The organism is Pseudomonas extremorientalis (genome assembly GCF_001870465.1).
GTDB classification, from domain to species: Bacteria; Pseudomonadota; Gammaproteobacteria; order Pseudomonadales; family Pseudomonadaceae; genus Aquipseudomonas; species Aquipseudomonas extremorientalis.
Map to the genome: position 1 here is coordinate 19,842 of NZ_MDGK01000056.1, position 14,062 is coordinate 33,903.

The following is a 14,062-nucleotide window of genomic DNA, read 5'->3' on the forward strand; positions in this document are numbered from 1 at the left end:
GATTGCAGTGGGTCAGCTACAGATAAGCCGGCTGATCCACCGCTATCGGGGGCAAGCCCCCTCCCACATTGTGATTTCCAGTTATCTGGCAATCACTGCATCCAAGGCGGCGGCGGAGGTTCGTCCGGCACCTTGCTCGGCGGCGCATCGTCCGCCGCGCGAATCGCCTGGCGGCGCTCTTCATCCAACCGCGCCGCTTCGATCTCGCGGATCACACCGCCGACGTCTGCCAGTTCTTCCGGCTCGTCGAACTCACCGGTCAACACGCTGGCAGGGTGCAACGTGCCGGCTTCGTACAGCGCCCACATTTCCTTGGCGTACTTGGTCTTCTTCAACTCCGGGGCAAAGCGCCCGAAATAGGAAGCCATGTTGCCCACGTCCCGCTCCAGCATGCTGAACGCGTGGTTATTGCCCGCCGCATCCACCGCCTGGGGCAGGTCGATGATCACAGGGCCGGTGGGCGTGAGCAGTACGTTGAACTCGGACAGGTCACCGTGCACCAGGCCGGTACACAGCATCAGCACGATCTGGGAAATCAGGAAGGCGTGGTATTCGCGCGCCTGGTCCGGTTCCAGCACCACGTCGTTCAGACGCGGCGCCGCATCGCCGTACTCGTCGGCCACCAGTTCCATCAGCAGCACGCCTTCAAGGAAGTCGAACGGCTGGGGCACGCGGACGCCCGCACCGGCCAGGCGGAACAATGCAGCCACTTCGGCGTTCTGCCAGGCATCCTCGGTTTCTTTCTTGCCGAACTTGGAGCCCTTGGCCATGGCCCGGGCCTGCCGGCTGTTACGGACCTTACGGCCTTCCTGGTATTCGGACGCTTGACGAAAACTTCGTTTGTTCGCCTCCTTGTAAACCTTGGCGCAACGCAATTCGTTGCCGCAGCGCACCACATAAACAGCTGCTTCTTTACCACTCATGAGTGGGCGCAGCACTTCGTCGACCAGACCGTCTTCGATCAGGGGTTCAATGCGTTTAGGAGTCTTCATCAGCTTTTATTGTGGGTCCTGTATTACCAAACACGCGTATGGCACTCGTTATACGGCAATCAGCTCGCCGGTGGGAGAGGCTAGCGACCGTTGATCACTTAAGAATGCATCCAATATGCCAGTTTCAGCGCTCGATGATCGCCGTAACACCCTGACCGCCCGCAGCGCAGATCGAAATCAGCCCACGCCCCTTGCCCGCCGCGTCCAGCAACTTGGCCAGATTGGCAACGATACGCCCACCGGTGGCGGCAAACGGATGGCCGGCGGCCAGGGAACTGCCTTTAACGTTCAAGCGGCTACGGTCGATGGAACCCAAGGGGGCGTCAAGTCCCAGGCGCGTCTTGCAGTAGTCCGCATCCTCCCAAGCCTTGAGCGTGCACAACACTTGGGCAGCGAAGGCTTCGTGGATCTCGTAGTAATCGAAGTCCTGCAGCGTCAGACCGTTCCTCGCCAGCAAGCGCGGTACCGCATACACCGGCGCCATCAGCAGGCCTTCTTCACCGTTGACGAAGTCCACCGCCGCCGCTTCGCCATCGCGCAGGTACGCGAGGATCGGCAGGCCGCGCTCCCTGGCCCACGCTTCACTGCCCAAGAGCACCAGCGATGCGCCATCGGTGAGCGGCGTGGAGTTGCCGGCAGTGAGCGTGCCCTTTGCGCTGCGTTCGAAGGCGGGTTTAAGGGCGGCGAGTTTTTCCAGGGTCAGGTCGGGACGCAGGTTGTTGTCGCGGGTCAGGCCCAGGAACGGCGTGAGCAGATCGTTGTGCCAGCCCTCGGCATAGGCGGCGGCCATTTTCTGGTGGCTTTCCAGGGCCAACTGGTCCTGCTCGGCGCGGGGGATCTGCCAGGTCTGCGCCATCAATTCGCAGTGCTGGCCCATGGACAAACCGGTACGCGGTTCGCCGTTGCGCGGCAGTTCCGGCTTGAGGTGATGGGGACGAAGTTGTAACAGGACTTTTAATTTATCCACCATGGACTTACTGCGGTTGGCTTGCAGCAAAAGCCTGCGCAGCCCTTCGTTCACCCCGATCGGTGCGTCGGAGGTGGTGTCGACCCCACCGGCAATCCCGCATTCGATCTGGCCCAGGGCGATCTTGTTGGCTACCAGCAACGCCGCTTCCAGGCCGGTGCCGCAGGCCTGTTGAATGTCATAGGCCGGGGTTTGCGGGGACAGGCGCGAGCCAAGCACACATTCGCGGGTCAAGTTGAAATCCCTCGAGTGCTTGAGCACCGCGCCGGCAGCCACTTCACCCAGGCGCAGGCCGTGCAGGTTGTAGCGTTCGATCAGGCCTTCGAGGGCCGCGGTCAGCATTGCCTGGTTGCTCGCCGTGGCATAGGGGCCATTGGAGCGGGCGAAGGGAATGCGGTTACCGCCAATGATCGCTACACGGCGCAATTGAGTCATGGAAAGCTCCCTCTGTCTGTTATGGGCTGGATTACTGAGCCTAGTCGAACGACTGCTACCCTGGGATGGTCAACCCTTTGAACCCCAGCCTTCGGAGAGCGTTCCATGTCTGACCGTTATATCGACTTCGCCAACTCAAGCCTCGGCCATCGTCTGGTCGCCGCCATTGGCCTGCCGTCGCCGGTACGCCTGGAACGCTGGCAGGCCGGGCGCCTGCGCCCGGTGGAAGGCGCATTGCTGCTGGGCGGCGGTGCACTGGTCAGCAAGGTGCAGGCGTTTGCCAACAGACTCACCGATGCCATTTACACCTACGGGACTGAAACGTCGACGTGGATTCCCGGGCACGGTCCCAAACTCAAGGCCGTGGTGTTCGACGCCAGCGACTTGCAACACACCGACCAGCTCAAGCAACTGCGCGAGTTCTTCCAGCCGCTGCTGAAAAACCTGGATAACAGTGCGCACCTGGTGATCCTCGGCCGTGCGCCGGAAAACCTCAGCGATCCGTTCGCCGCCAGTGCCCAACGCGCCCTGGAAGGCTTCAGCCGCTCGCTGGCCAAGGAGTTGCGCAACGGTGGCGTGTTGCAATTGCTGTATGTCGGCGACGGTGCCGAAGACCAGTTGGAAGGCGCCCTGCGCTTCTTCCTCTCGCCGAAAAGCGCCTATATCTCCGGCCAGGTGATCCGCCTGGAGGCTTGCACTACACCGGTGGAAGATTGGACACGGCCGCTGGCCGGGCGCAAGGCGCTGGTCACCGGCGCCGCCCGGGGCATCGGGGCATCCATCGCCGAGACCCTGGCCCGCGATGGTGCCGAGGTGATCCTGCTCGACGTGCCCCAGGCCAAGGCCGACCTCGACGCCCTGGCCGCACGCCTGGGTGCACGCACCGTAGCGCTGGATATCTGCGCCGAAGACGCCGGCAACCAATTGATCGAACACTTGCCCGAAGGCCTCGACATCCTGGTGCATAACGCGGGTATCACCCGTGACAAAACCCTGGCAAACATGACCCCGGAATACTGGGACGCGGTGCTGGCGGTCAACCTCAATGCACCGCAGGTACTGACCCAGGCGCTGCTCGACAGCGGCACCCTGCACGACAACGCCCGTGTAGTGCTGCTGGCTTCGATCAGCGGCATCGCCGGCAACCGTGGGCAAACCAACTATGCGGCGAGCAAGGCCGGCTTGATCGGCCTCGCACAGGCCTGGGCGCCGCTGCTCAAGGAGCGCGGCATCAGTATCAACGCCGTGGCGCCGGGGTTTATCGAAACCCAGATGACCGCGCATATCCCGTTCGCCTTGCGTGAGGCCGGGCGACGCATGAGTTCGCTGGGCCAGGGCGGCCTGCCGCAGGACGTCGCCGAAGCGGTGGCCTGGCTGGGCCAACCGGGTTCCGGTGCGGTCAGCGGGCAAGCGCTGCGGGTGTGTGGGCAAAGTCTGCTGGGGGCGTAACCATGCAATGGAAGACGTTAGACAGTGCACCGTCTCTGCCGCCGCTGTATTGGCGTGCGGCCCTCAAGCGCAAGATCACCGGCCGCACGCTGCCCGAGCACGGGTTGCGCTGCCGGGTCAGCATCGACCCCAAGCGGGTAGCGGCCTATCGCAAGGTCTGCGGCTTTGCCGACAGTCCGATCCTGCCGGCGACGTATCCGCATATCCTTGCGTTCGGTTTGCAGATGCAGTTGCTCACCGATAAGAGTTTTCCGTTCCCGCTGCTGGGGCTGATTCACCTGAGTAACCGCATCCGCATTCATCGCCCCCTGGGGGGTGTGAGCGACCTGTCTGTGGCTGTACATGCGCAGAACCTCAAGCCCCACGCCAAGGGCGCAACCTTCGACCTGATCACCACGGTTGAAGACTCCCTCGGCCTGCTGTGGGAAGCTGAAAGCCGCATGTTGTGCCGGGGCGTGAAGCTGGAAGGCGCGGCAGAAGATATCGCCCAATCGCCCCCCGACCAGGTCAGCGAGCTGACCCGCTGGAAAGCCCCCGTCGATATCGGCCGTCGTTATGCGCGAGTCTCCGGTGATTACAACCCGATCCACCTCAGCGCCCTGACCGCCAAGCTGTTCGGCTTCCCCCAGGCCATCGCCCATGGATTGTGGAACAAGGCACACACCGTTGCCGCGCTCGGCGAACACTTGCCCTCCGCCAATATCGAGATCGACGTCGAGTTCAGGAAACCCGTGCGCCTGCCCGGTGAAGTGACGTTATTGTCCAGCGCCGCCGGTTCCAGCGGAGAGTTGCGGTTGAAAGGCGCGGGCGATATTGAACATATGGTAGGTAAGTGGCGACCGATCGCCTGAAACAAACAGATTAATTGTATATATACACCCTAAGTAATAGCGGACTTTATGAAGTCCGCTTTTTTATTTAACCAATTGATTTATAACCTATATATATCTTGATACATCCACCCTTTACACCCTTGGTATTAGTTGCTTAACCGGTACATCGCTGCTGTATATAAATCGTTAATACCAAGTAGAGCATTGAGAGAACGCACCGCCGGGGCTGTTATAGCCGCACGGACAAACGCATCGCTATCCCCAGAAGTAGCGAGCGCTTGAAGACAACCAAGGTTGTACAGGTGCAAGGAACTCAATCATGAAAACTCAAGTCGTGTTTTGGAAAGCAAGTACCGCGCTGGCCCTGGCAGTAGCACTGGCACTCGGCGGCTGCAGCAGCGGTGGTGGTGGGCACAAATCCAGCGTTGCAGCATCCTCCCCGGATGCAGGTGCAGGAACCGGGGGTGGCACGGGTGGCGGTGATGGCAGTGGCACAGGCGGCACGGGTGGAGGCACAGGTGGTGGCACAGGTGGTGGCACAGGCGGCGGCACGGGTGGCGGCACAGGCGGTGGTACGGGTGGTGGCACAGGCTCGACCAGCACACCTCTGGTCACCGGCCAGATTGCCGGTACCCTGGGCAGCACCGTGGGTAACGTAGGCGCTGCCGTCGGCGATCTGGGCGACACTTTGACCAGCGTCCCCATCGTCGGCACCACCGCAGGAGGCCTGGTCACAGCAACCGGCAATGCGGTCACCAGTATCGGAACCGGCGTCACTGCAGGCCTGGGCTCCCTGGGCACAAACAGCAACTCCTTAGGCATCACCGTGGCGGGTGTAGGTAATGGCGTCGCCGACTTGGGCGACGGCCTTTCGACCACCGGCAAATCCTTGTCCACTACGCTGGGCGGCGTTCCAGTCGTCGGCGGACTGACCGGCGGTGTAGGGGGCGCAGCAGGAGGCCTGGTCGACCAGGTTGGCCAGGCCGTCACCATGCTCGGCGATACCTTGAGTACCGCCAGCACCACCGGCCCGCTGGGCTCGATCACCGGCCGTGTCGGCGCAAGAGTGCTGGTACCCGTGGTGTCGTTGGTGGAAAACACCACCGGCAACCTCGGCAACGCAACCGGTCTGGGGAACCCGGTAAACGGCCTGGTGGATAAGGTCGGTGCCGCAGTCACCGGCCTGGGTGGCCAGGTGGCCAGCGCAGGCGGTACCGGTAACCCCGTCACTGACATCGTGGGTGGCGCATTGACCGGCGTCGGTGGCGTGCTCGACAAATCAGGGGGTTATGTCGCTCCAGCGGGTGGCGCTTCCGCACCTGGCTTGCCTGAGTTGGTGGGTGGCCTGGTGGCAAATGTCGGTAACGGGCTGAATGCTGGCAACACCAACGGCGCGGTCAGCGCAGCAGGTGTCACCGGTGGCGCGCTGGGCGGCACCGTCGCCTCCCTCGGCACGGTCATCGGTGGTACCGGCGTGGCCAACACGGGGGCAACGGCACCCGTCGCAGGCCTGGCAACCAATGTCGGTGCAGCCCTCAATCCTGTGACCTCAGGCGTGGCCAGCCTCACGCAAAACATCGGCACAACCACAGGCGTCGGTGCTCCGGTCAACGGCCTGGTGACCAACGTGGGCGCCGCAGTCACCAACGTCGGGACCACGCTGACCGGTGCAAATGCCAACCCGATCACTCACGCGCTGGGCAATACCGTCAGTGCCGTAGGCGGCACGGTAGGCTCGGTCGGGGGCCTGGTCACTGGAGGTACCGGCAGCAGTGGCGGCCTGCTCGGTGGCTTGAGCGTCGGCGCCTCCGCCAATGGCAGTGCAGGCGCTACCACCAACACCGGTGTAGGCGGTTTGCTCACAGGCCTCACCGGTCAATAGAAATGCACCTGGCCGATTAGACGGCCTCACCTACAGCGCCTACGCTTGGTTGAGACGAGAGCCCCCCAATAAGTCTCTCGTCTTTTTTATGGGGCTTGGCACCATGTTCCTCCCGAGCCGAGTCCCAGAACCCGGTGGGCCCGAAACGCTGCTGCAGTTGACCATGGAGTGTCCTATGCGCGTGTTGACGCCGTTGTTATTGCTTTCTCTCAGTGCCTACGCCCAGGCCGAGACCCTTCCCAGCTTCCTCAACAGCAACGACACCATCCGCAACTTGCCAGTGCCCAACCTCCCTGCCGATGCTTATCGACCGGTCACGCCGCAAACCCAGGTGCCTGAAGCACCGCCTACCCAGGGCCAGCCGCTGATGATGGACACCAAGGTGACGATTCGCAAACTGCAGATCGAGGGTGGCACGGTCTACCCTCTCGCCGAGAGCGCCAAAGCCTACGAACCGTTGATCGGCCATGAGACCAACCTGGCGCAGTTGATCGAAGCTACCCGCGGTATCACACGTCGCTACCAACAGGACGGCTATCTGCTGTCCTATGCGTTCCTGCCCCAGCAGAACTTTGAAAACGGCCTGGTGCGCGTGGTGCTGGTGGAGGGCTATATCAAGGATTACCAGCAAAGTGGCGACATCGGCTCGGTCTCGACCTACGTCGACAAGTTGGCCGACAAGCTTTTGGTCGAACGCCCCCTGACCCGCAAGACCTTCGAGCGCTACACCACGCTCATGGGCCGCATCCCGGGCGTCACGTTGCAAGCCCAAGTGCCACCACCCGGTACCACTGACGGTGGCACGAGCATGCACATCACCGCAAGCCGCAAACCCTTCACCAGCAGCATGAGCATGACCGACGACAGCCGTGGTGGCCTGCAGGCCTTGCTTACCGGTACCAGCAACGCCCAGACCAGCATGGGCGAGCAGCTCAACATCAGCGGTCTGCTCCCACCTGGCAAGGATAAAGAGCATTACTACCGCGTGGGCTACAGCCAGTTCGTGAATGCCGAGGGGACCCAACTGGCGCTCGGCGCTGAGCGCTATCGCGCCGATCCCAACACTAGCCTGCAACTGGGCGGCGGCTTCGCGCTCAAGCCGCACCAGGCCATCGATCGCTATTCCGTCGGCCTCAGCCATCCGTTGATTGCCTCACCCAATGAGTCGCTGACCCTGGGCACGCGCCTGTACGCAGTCGACCAGACCACGCGCTACCAACTGGTGGGCTACCCCCAGCGCTTCGACATCGAAACCAACCTGCGCGCCCTGGCCTTTGAAGGTGACTGGCGCAAGGCCGACACGCGCCAGTTACGCATTCTCAGTGCAGGCCTGTACCAGGGGATAGACGGCATGGGTGCCAAGACCCGTAGTGATTTCGAAGGACTCAAGCCAGACCTGGATTTCTTCCGCCTGCGCCTGTCCGGCGTCCAGAGCGACACGTTCTTCGATAACTGGCAGGGCGTGCTGTCGGGAGCGTTTTACTGGAGTGATGACACCCTGCCCGACAGCGAACGTGCCACCTTCGGCGGGCAGAACTTCGGGCGTGGCTACCCCGATGACCAAGGTTCCGGCGACAAGGGCTGGGGGTTGGCGTATGAGGTCAACTACAGCTACAACCGCGCCGGTGAGTGGGTGCGGATCCTGCAGCCCTATATCGTGTTCGACCGTGCCAAGTCCTGGTTCAACAACCTGCCGGTCAGGGCCAGCGATATGTCATCTGCGGCGATGGGCCTGCGCTTTGGTGACAACAAGTACTACAACATTGCATTGGAAGCCGCCAAACCCATGTCAGATATTGCGCTGGACAGCTTCAACCGCAGGCCGCGCTACTCACTGAGCTTCAGCTACCAACTGTAATCCCCTATATAGAGGCCAGGCTCTAAGGTTTCGCTTTGGGCAGGGGGAAGAGGTTGTTCAACGTATCGATCAACCGCACCAGGTAGATCGGCTTGCGAAACAGGTCCAGCACCTGCAGGCGCAGCATGTCGCTCACATCATCCATTTCGGCATGACCCGACATCACAATCACCGGCAAGTGCGAGCGTGAGGTGTGTTCGCGCAGGCGCTTGATCAAGGAAATGCCACTTTCCTCAGGCATGCGCAGGTCGGTGATGACCAGGGCGATGTCGGGGTGAAGTGTCAATTCTTGCAGGGCGAAGGTGACGGAATTGGCGGTAAAACACACAAACCCTTCGTTTTCGAGGGATTCGGCGAGTTCGATCAGGGCGTCCTCTTCGTCATCCACCAAAAGAATTTGTTGGCGGGAAGTCGAAGAGGCGCTCATGGCTGTACCTGGACAGGAAGAACGTTAATGAGGCGTTTCCACATGGAAAAAGACGCTATCAAGTGGTCATCTTAGTGGCGACGCTGTCGAAGATCGATTTGATCTTAGTTCCCAGCCCAGAACCGGCACCGACGATCACCAATGCAACCATGGCCACAATGATCGCGTACTCAATCCCGGACGCACCGTCTTTGCGTTGAAAAAAAAGTTGGGTTTGGACATACAGCTTCAACATCATGTCAAGGAACATTGGACTTCTCCCTAAAACGCCACTGAAAGCCGGAAAGGCTCTACCACCAGATGATCGCGGCGTGCCATTAGAGCATTGTCAACAAACCCTGGCCTCACAACTGTAAGAACGGATTAATCACAAAGTATTAGTCGCAACGTTGACGCCACAACACCGCAGTTTAAAAGGCCAACTTTCTGCTTCAGATAATTTTTCCCCGCGGTAATGGCATTTCGTCCTAGCTGAGCTACCTTCAAATAGCCAAATCGTTAGATGTTCATCACAGCCAGGTTGCGGATTAACCCGTTTGGATTAACAGGGTGTGCAGTGCAACGGGAAAGGGAGAGCCGTCATGAACAGTCGCATCAGCATGGTCCTGGCCGGCTTGTTGCTGATCGGGGCATTGATTGCCGGGTACTGGGGGCTGGTGTTGAGTCGCGCACCTGAGCCCGTCGCAGCGCCTGCCGCACCTGTCGTTTCCGTTGAAAAAACCCTCGCCGCCGCTGAAGACCAAACCCGCCAGCCGGTGGTCGTCCTGCGGCATGAAGTGCCTGCCTTTACGCCACTGACCGCCGCGGACCTGTCCGTCGAGAAACTGCGCACCGCGCCCGCCGGCAGCCTGACCCAACTCGACCAGGCCATCGGGCGCATACCCCTGAGAACCCTCGGCGCCGGTACCTGGCTCAACGAGGACAGTTTCAACGCCGGCGGCCCCCTCTCGCGCATGATCCGCCCCAACGAGCGCGCGCTGGCCGTGGCCGTGGACGAGGTGGTCGGCGCCGCAGGCCAATTGAGCCCTGGCGATTACGTGGATGTGCTGCTGTTCCTGCGCCAGGATGCCGGCAACGCCGAACAGTCGGCCCAGATCGTCCTTCCGGCGATGCGCCTGCTCAGCGTCGGCGATCAATTGGGCCTGGCCAACGATGGCCAACCGGCAGTGCCACCCCCGGCTACCGCCGAAGAACGCGCCCAGGCCCTACAACGTCGACTCACCGCACGCACCGTGGTGCTGGCCGTGCCGGAGCCTTTATTAAGCCGCATGATGCTCGCGGCACAAGCCGGGACCTTGCGCCTGGCCGTGCGCAGTGCCGAGGAACAACTGCTCAGCCGCTATTGGGCCGGTGAAGAGGACACCGCGCAGAAGCTGGAAAGCGCTAACCGCGACCTTTACCAGTTCACTCAACTGGCGTTGACCGGCCCGCCCAAACCCGTCGTGCCGGCTGGCGGTGGGCCTGGTGTACGGCGTGGCATTGAAGTGATTCGCGGTGCCCAGGCGGCACCACAAACCCCGTGATCGAGCAAGGATGCCTTGAATGAGCCATCGCTACGCACCCCTGTTCACGCAACTGGCCTGCGCCCTGATGCTGGCGAGCCTGCCGATCGACATGGCCCTGGCAGCGCCGGGCAACTGCAGTGCCCTGGGCCAGCTACCCGCCGTGGTCGAGGTGGGAGAAGGCCTGCAACAGGAACTGCAATCGCCCGTGGCAATTACGCGCCTGGCCATCGGCGATCCGAAAATCGCCGACGTGCGGGTCAACGGTGACCGTAACTTCCTGCTCACCGGTGTCAGCAGCGGCGCCACCAGCCTGCTGGTGTGGACCGCCTGCGCCAGCGCGCCGCGCCAGAGCATGGTGTTCGTCAAGGGCAAGGCCACCTCGGCGCTGACCAGCGTGTCGCTGTCGCCCTCGCAAGACCCGTTGCTGCCCAGCCAGGTGCAGACCGACATCCGCTTTGTGGAAGTCAGCCGTACCAAGCTCAAGGAAGCCAGTACGAAGTTTCTCGGCGTGGGTACCAACTTTTTCCTCGGTAGCCCCAGCCTTCTTTCGCCCTCTGAGGGGGTATTCAAGCTGCCGGTGAGCACGGACAGTTTCAACGTCGGATTTGGCGGCGGCCGGGTCAAGGCCATGATCAACGCCCTGGAGCGCAGCGGCTTTGCCTACACCCTGGCCCGCCCAAGCCTGGTGGCCATGAGCGGGCAGAGCGCATCCTTCCTCGCCGGCGGTGAAGTGCCCGTCCCGGTACCCAGCTCTGGTAGCGATACCATCTCCATCGAATACAAAGAGTTCGGTATTCGCCTGACCCTGACCCCCACCGTGATCGACCGCAACCGCATCACTCTCAAGGTGGCACCGGAAGTCAGCGAACTGGACTACAGCAACGCCGTGCAGATTCAAGGCATCCAGGTGCCGGCCCTGACTGTACGCCGTACCGACACCAGCGTGTCCCTGGCCGATGGCGAAAGCTTCGTGATCAGCGGCCTGATCAGCACCAACAACCGCTCGACCATCGATAAATTTCCAGGGCTGGGCGATATCCCCATCCTTGGCGCATTTTTCCGCGATTCCACGATCAGCCGCGAAGAAAAAGAGCTGCTGATGATCGTCACGCCGCACCTGGTGCAGCCGTTGGCCGCCAACGCCCAACTGCCCTCCTTGCCCGGCGAAAAACTGCGCAACTACGACCCGAACTGGTACCGGCTGTTCTTTCTGGAAAACGGCAACTTCGACCGTCGCAGTGGACTTTCCCAATGAGCGATAGCCTGAGCCAGACCTTCCTCGCCATCACCCGCAACACCACTGACCTTGAGTGGCTGCAGGGGGCCCTCGCACCGCTTGGCCAAGTGGTGAGTGCCGGCACCGGCAGCCTCGACGAACTGTTGGCGCTGGTCGATGTGACCTTCGCCAACCTGGTGTTCATCGGCCTTGACCGCGAAAACCTGGTGGCCCAGAGCGCACTGATCGAAGGGGCGCTGGAAGCCAAGCCCATGCTCGCCGTGGTTGCCCTCGGCGATGGCATGGACAACCAGCTTGTGCTGAATGCCATGCGTGCCGGCGCCCGCGATTTCGTGGCCTACGGCTCACGCTCCAGCGAAGTGGCCGGCCTGGTGCGGCGCCTGAGCAAGCGCCTGCCGACCGTGACCCCCAACGCACAACTGGGCGGCCTGACCGTGCTGTTCGGCACCCAGAGCAACGCCGACGGCGCGATGCTGGCCACCCACCTGGCGCTGGTGGTGCAAAAGAGCGGGCAGCAGACCCTGCTGCTCGACCTCGGCCTGCCACGCAGCGACAGCCTGGCGTTGCTGGGCCTGGAGAGCACGTTCAATTTCGGCGATGCGCTGCGGCATTTGCGCCGCCTCGACACCACCTTGATCAACAGCGCCTTCACCACCGCCCTGGATGGCCTGCGCATCCTGGCGTACGCCACCGGTGACGAACCGCTCAAACTCACCAGCGCCGCCGAGCTGTACATGTTGCTCAGCGCCTTGCGCCAACACTTCCAGCACATCGTCGTGAACATTACCGGACAGCCGGACAGCGAAGCCCTGCGCACCTTTGTCAGCCATTGCGACAAACTGCTGTGGTGCACCGACCAGAACGTACTGGACTGCCGTCGCAACCTGGCGGTGATCAATCGCTGGCGTGAAAAAGGCATGAAGCTTGAGCATGCCAAACTGGTAGTGGACCGCTACATCAAGGCCTGCGCACCGGACACCGAAGCCCTGGAAAAGAGCTTCGGCCTCGAATGCGTCGCCGTGCTGCCCCTGAGTGCCGAACTGCGCCTGAATGTGAAAAACCAGGGCCAGACGCTGTTCGCCCTGGCGCCGCGCGAACCCTTGACCCAGGCCGTGCGCGCCTTGGGCGAGCGCCTGGCAAAACGCTCCGAGGGTTTGGCAAAGCCTTCGATGCGCTGGTTTGAACGCATCCTGGGGTCAGGACGATGAACGGAGAAAAGCTGTTTGGCGGCCCGGCCCGCGCTGCCGGTGGCAACACCGATCACGATGGCCTGAAACTGGTGCTGCATCGCTACATCATCGACGCCATCGAAGAGTCGGGCAAGAACCTGCTCGAAGGCACGCGCCAGTCCCTGGCGCAATTCGTCACCGACAAAGTCTCCGAGTACATCACGCGCATGCGCCTGGCGATTTCGCGCTACGAGACGGAGCGCCTGGCCGAAGAGATCGTTGACGAACTCACCGGTTTCGGCCCGCTGGAGGTGTTGTTGCGCGATCCGTCGGTGACCGAAATCCTGGTCAACGGGCCACATCGAGTATTTATCGAACGTGATGGTTTGCTGCACCAGAGCGACCTGCGCTTCATCGACGACCACCACGTGGAGCGCGTTATGCAACGCATCCTCGCACCGCTGGGCCGGCGCCTGGATGAGTCTTCGCCCATGGTGGATGCGCGCCTGCCCGATGGCAGCCGGGTCAATGCGATCATCCCGCCGATCGCCCTGGACGGACCGTGCCTGTCGATTCGCAAATTCCGCAAGGACATGCTCAAGAGCAGCGACCTGGTCGCCATGCAGACCATCGACCAGAGCATTTTCGAGTTCTTCCAGGAGGCCGTGGGCAAGCGCTGCAATATCCTGATCAGCGGCGGCACAGGCACCGGCAAGACTACGCTGCTGAATATCCTCAGTCAGTTGATCAACCCCCACGAACGCCTGGTGACCATCGAGGACGTCGCCGAATTGCAATTGGGCCACCCCCACGTGGTACGCCTGGAAACCCGTCCACCCAACGCCGAGGGCCACGGCGAAGTCAAGTCCAGCGACCTGATCCGCAACGCCCTGCGGATGCGCCCGGACCGCATCATCCTTGGCGAGATCCGTGGTGTCGAAGTGCTCGACGTGATGACGGCGATGAACACCGGCCACGACGGCTCCATGAGCACCGTGCACGCCAACAACGCCCAGGATGCATTGCTGCGCCTGGAAACCCTGGTGGGCCTGACCGGGCGGGCAATCGCCGAAAAAACCCTGCGCCAGATGATCTGCGCCGCACTGGACGTGATCATCCAACTGTCGCGCATGCCCGATGGGCGTCGCTGCGTGAGCGAAGTGGTGGAAGTGGTCGGTGTGCGTGATGACGTGTACGTCACCAATACCCTGTTCCGCCTGGACCGGCGTACCGGCTTTGGCTTCCTGCGCGAAGCCCTCAACCCGGCCGGCGACAAACTGCGCCGCGAATCGGCGTTGCAGTCCTAGG

At 62.0% G+C, this 14,062-nt stretch carries 12 protein-coding genes; 8 read left to right on the forward strand and 4 right to left on the reverse strand.

The window, feature by feature from the left end; all coding sequences use genetic code 11:
* Nucleotides 1–92 precede the first annotated feature (92 nt).
* Nucleotides 93–992, reverse strand: coding sequence for a PA4780 family RIO1-like protein kinase (locus BFN10_RS22755; RefSeq protein ID WP_014716761.1), 900 nt, complete (start codon nucleotides 990–992; stop codon nucleotides 93–95).
* Nucleotides 993–1,116: 124 nt separating this feature from the next.
* Entirely contained in the window at nucleotides 1,117–2,394 is a 1,278-nt protein-coding gene (locus BFN10_RS22760) for an acetyl-CoA C-acetyltransferase (RefSeq protein WP_071491568.1), read from the reverse strand.
* 105 nt (nucleotides 2,395–2,499) lie between these two features.
* Between BFN10_RS22760 and BFN10_RS22765 the strand changes: the two genes are divergently transcribed.
* The 4 genes from BFN10_RS22765 (at nucleotide 2,500) to BFN10_RS22780 (ending at nucleotide 8,416) form a co-directional block, all read left to right on the forward strand.
* Nucleotides 2,500–3,843, forward strand: a complete 1,344-nt coding sequence (locus BFN10_RS22765) for a 3-oxoacyl-ACP reductase (protein ID WP_071491569.1) — start codon at nucleotides 2,500–2,502, stop codon at nucleotides 3,841–3,843.
* 2 nt (nucleotides 3,844–3,845) lie between these two features.
* A complete protein-coding gene (locus BFN10_RS22770; protein ID WP_071491570.1) occupies nucleotides 3,846–4,694 on the forward strand; it encodes a MaoC family dehydratase in 849 nt (282 codons plus the stop codon).
* A gap of 301 nt (nucleotides 4,695–4,995) precedes the next feature.
* Entirely contained in the window at nucleotides 4,996–6,558 is a 1,563-nt protein-coding gene (locus tag BFN10_RS22775) for a collagen-like triple helix repeat-containing protein (protein ID WP_071491571.1), read from the forward strand.
* A gap of 175 nt (nucleotides 6,559–6,733) precedes the next feature.
* Nucleotides 6,734–8,416: a ShlB/FhaC/HecB family hemolysin secretion/activation protein gene (locus tag BFN10_RS22780; protein WP_071491572.1), complete on the forward strand. Its 1,683-nt coding sequence runs from the start codon at nucleotides 6,734–6,736 to the stop codon at nucleotides 8,414–8,416.
* 22 nt (nucleotides 8,417–8,438) lie between these two features.
* On the opposite strand, the gene BFN10_RS22785 is transcribed toward BFN10_RS22780, so the two are convergent.
* On the reverse strand, nucleotides 8,439–8,843 hold the full coding sequence (locus tag BFN10_RS22785) for a response regulator (protein ID WP_071491573.1): 405 nt from the start codon (nucleotides 8,841–8,843) through the stop codon (nucleotides 8,439–8,441).
* A gap of 58 nt (nucleotides 8,844–8,901) precedes the next feature.
* Nucleotides 8,902–9,093 (reverse strand): Flp family type IVb pilin, encoded by a 192-nt coding sequence (locus tag BFN10_RS22790; protein WP_058423609.1) that lies wholly within the window; start codon nucleotides 9,091–9,093, stop codon nucleotides 8,902–8,904.
* Between the two features lie 331 nt (nucleotides 9,094–9,424).
* Between BFN10_RS22790 and cpaB the strand changes: the two genes are divergently transcribed.
* From cpaB to BFN10_RS22810, 4 genes are read left to right on the forward strand one after another with little or no spacing between them, the layout of a single operon-like run.
* Nucleotides 9,425–10,366: a Flp pilus assembly protein CpaB gene (cpaB, locus tag BFN10_RS22795; RefSeq protein ID WP_071491574.1), complete on the forward strand. Its 942-nt coding sequence runs from the start codon at nucleotides 9,425–9,427 to the stop codon at nucleotides 10,364–10,366.
* A gap of 19 nt (nucleotides 10,367–10,385) precedes the next feature.
* Nucleotides 10,386–11,603 carry a type II and III secretion system protein family protein gene (locus BFN10_RS22800; protein ID WP_071491575.1) on the forward strand — a complete coding sequence of 406 codons (1,218 nt, stop codon included), beginning with the start codon at nucleotides 10,386–10,388 and terminating at the stop codon, nucleotides 11,601–11,603.
* Nucleotides 11,600–12,793 (forward strand): CpaE/TadZ family protein, encoded by a 1,194-nt coding sequence (locus BFN10_RS22805; RefSeq protein ID WP_071491576.1) that lies wholly within the window; start codon nucleotides 11,600–11,602, stop codon nucleotides 12,791–12,793. The genes BFN10_RS22800 and BFN10_RS22805 overlap by 4 nt, the downstream gene beginning before the upstream one ends.
* Nucleotides 12,790–14,061: a TadA family conjugal transfer-associated ATPase gene (locus BFN10_RS22810; RefSeq protein WP_071491577.1), complete on the forward strand. Its 1,272-nt coding sequence runs from the start codon at nucleotides 12,790–12,792 to the stop codon at nucleotides 14,059–14,061. The genes BFN10_RS22805 and BFN10_RS22810 overlap by 4 nt, the downstream gene beginning before the upstream one ends.
* Nucleotide 14,062 lies beyond the last annotated feature (1 nt).

Bases quoted from the DNA above. Each gene is read 5' to 3' on its own strand.
- BFN10_RS22760 (WP_071491568.1), bottom strand. From the start codon at position 2,394: ATGACTCAATTGCGCCGTGTAGCGATCATTGGCGGTAACCGCATTCCC.
- BFN10_RS22755 (WP_014716761.1), bottom strand. From the start codon at position 992: ATGAAGACTCCTAAACGCATTGAACCCCTGATCGAAGACGGTCTGGTC.
- BFN10_RS22785 (WP_071491573.1), bottom strand. From the start codon at position 8,843: ATGAGCGCCTCTTCGACTTCCCGCCAACAAATTCTTTTGGTGGATGAC.
- BFN10_RS22800 (WP_071491575.1), top strand. From the start codon at position 10,386: ATGAGCCATCGCTACGCACCCCTGTTCACGCAACTGGCCTGCGCCCTG.
- cpaB (WP_071491574.1), top strand. From the start codon at position 9,425: ATGAACAGTCGCATCAGCATGGTCCTGGCCGGCTTGTTGCTGATCGGG.
- BFN10_RS22775 (WP_071491571.1), top strand. From the start codon at position 4,996: ATGAAAACTCAAGTCGTGTTTTGGAAAGCAAGTACCGCGCTGGCCCTG.
- BFN10_RS22790 (WP_058423609.1), bottom strand. From the start codon at position 9,093: ATGTTCCTTGACATGATGTTGAAGCTGTATGTCCAAACCCAACTTTTT.
- BFN10_RS22765 (WP_071491569.1), top strand. From the start codon at position 2,500: ATGTCTGACCGTTATATCGACTTCGCCAACTCAAGCCTCGGCCATCGT.
- BFN10_RS22780 (WP_071491572.1), top strand. From the start codon at position 6,734: ATGCGCGTGTTGACGCCGTTGTTATTGCTTTCTCTCAGTGCCTACGCC.
- BFN10_RS22810 (WP_071491577.1), top strand. From the start codon at position 12,790: ATGAACGGAGAAAAGCTGTTTGGCGGCCCGGCCCGCGCTGCCGGTGGC.
- BFN10_RS22770 (WP_071491570.1), top strand. From the start codon at position 3,846: ATGCAATGGAAGACGTTAGACAGTGCACCGTCTCTGCCGCCGCTGTAT.
- BFN10_RS22805 (WP_071491576.1), top strand. From the start codon at position 11,600: ATGAGCGATAGCCTGAGCCAGACCTTCCTCGCCATCACCCGCAACACC.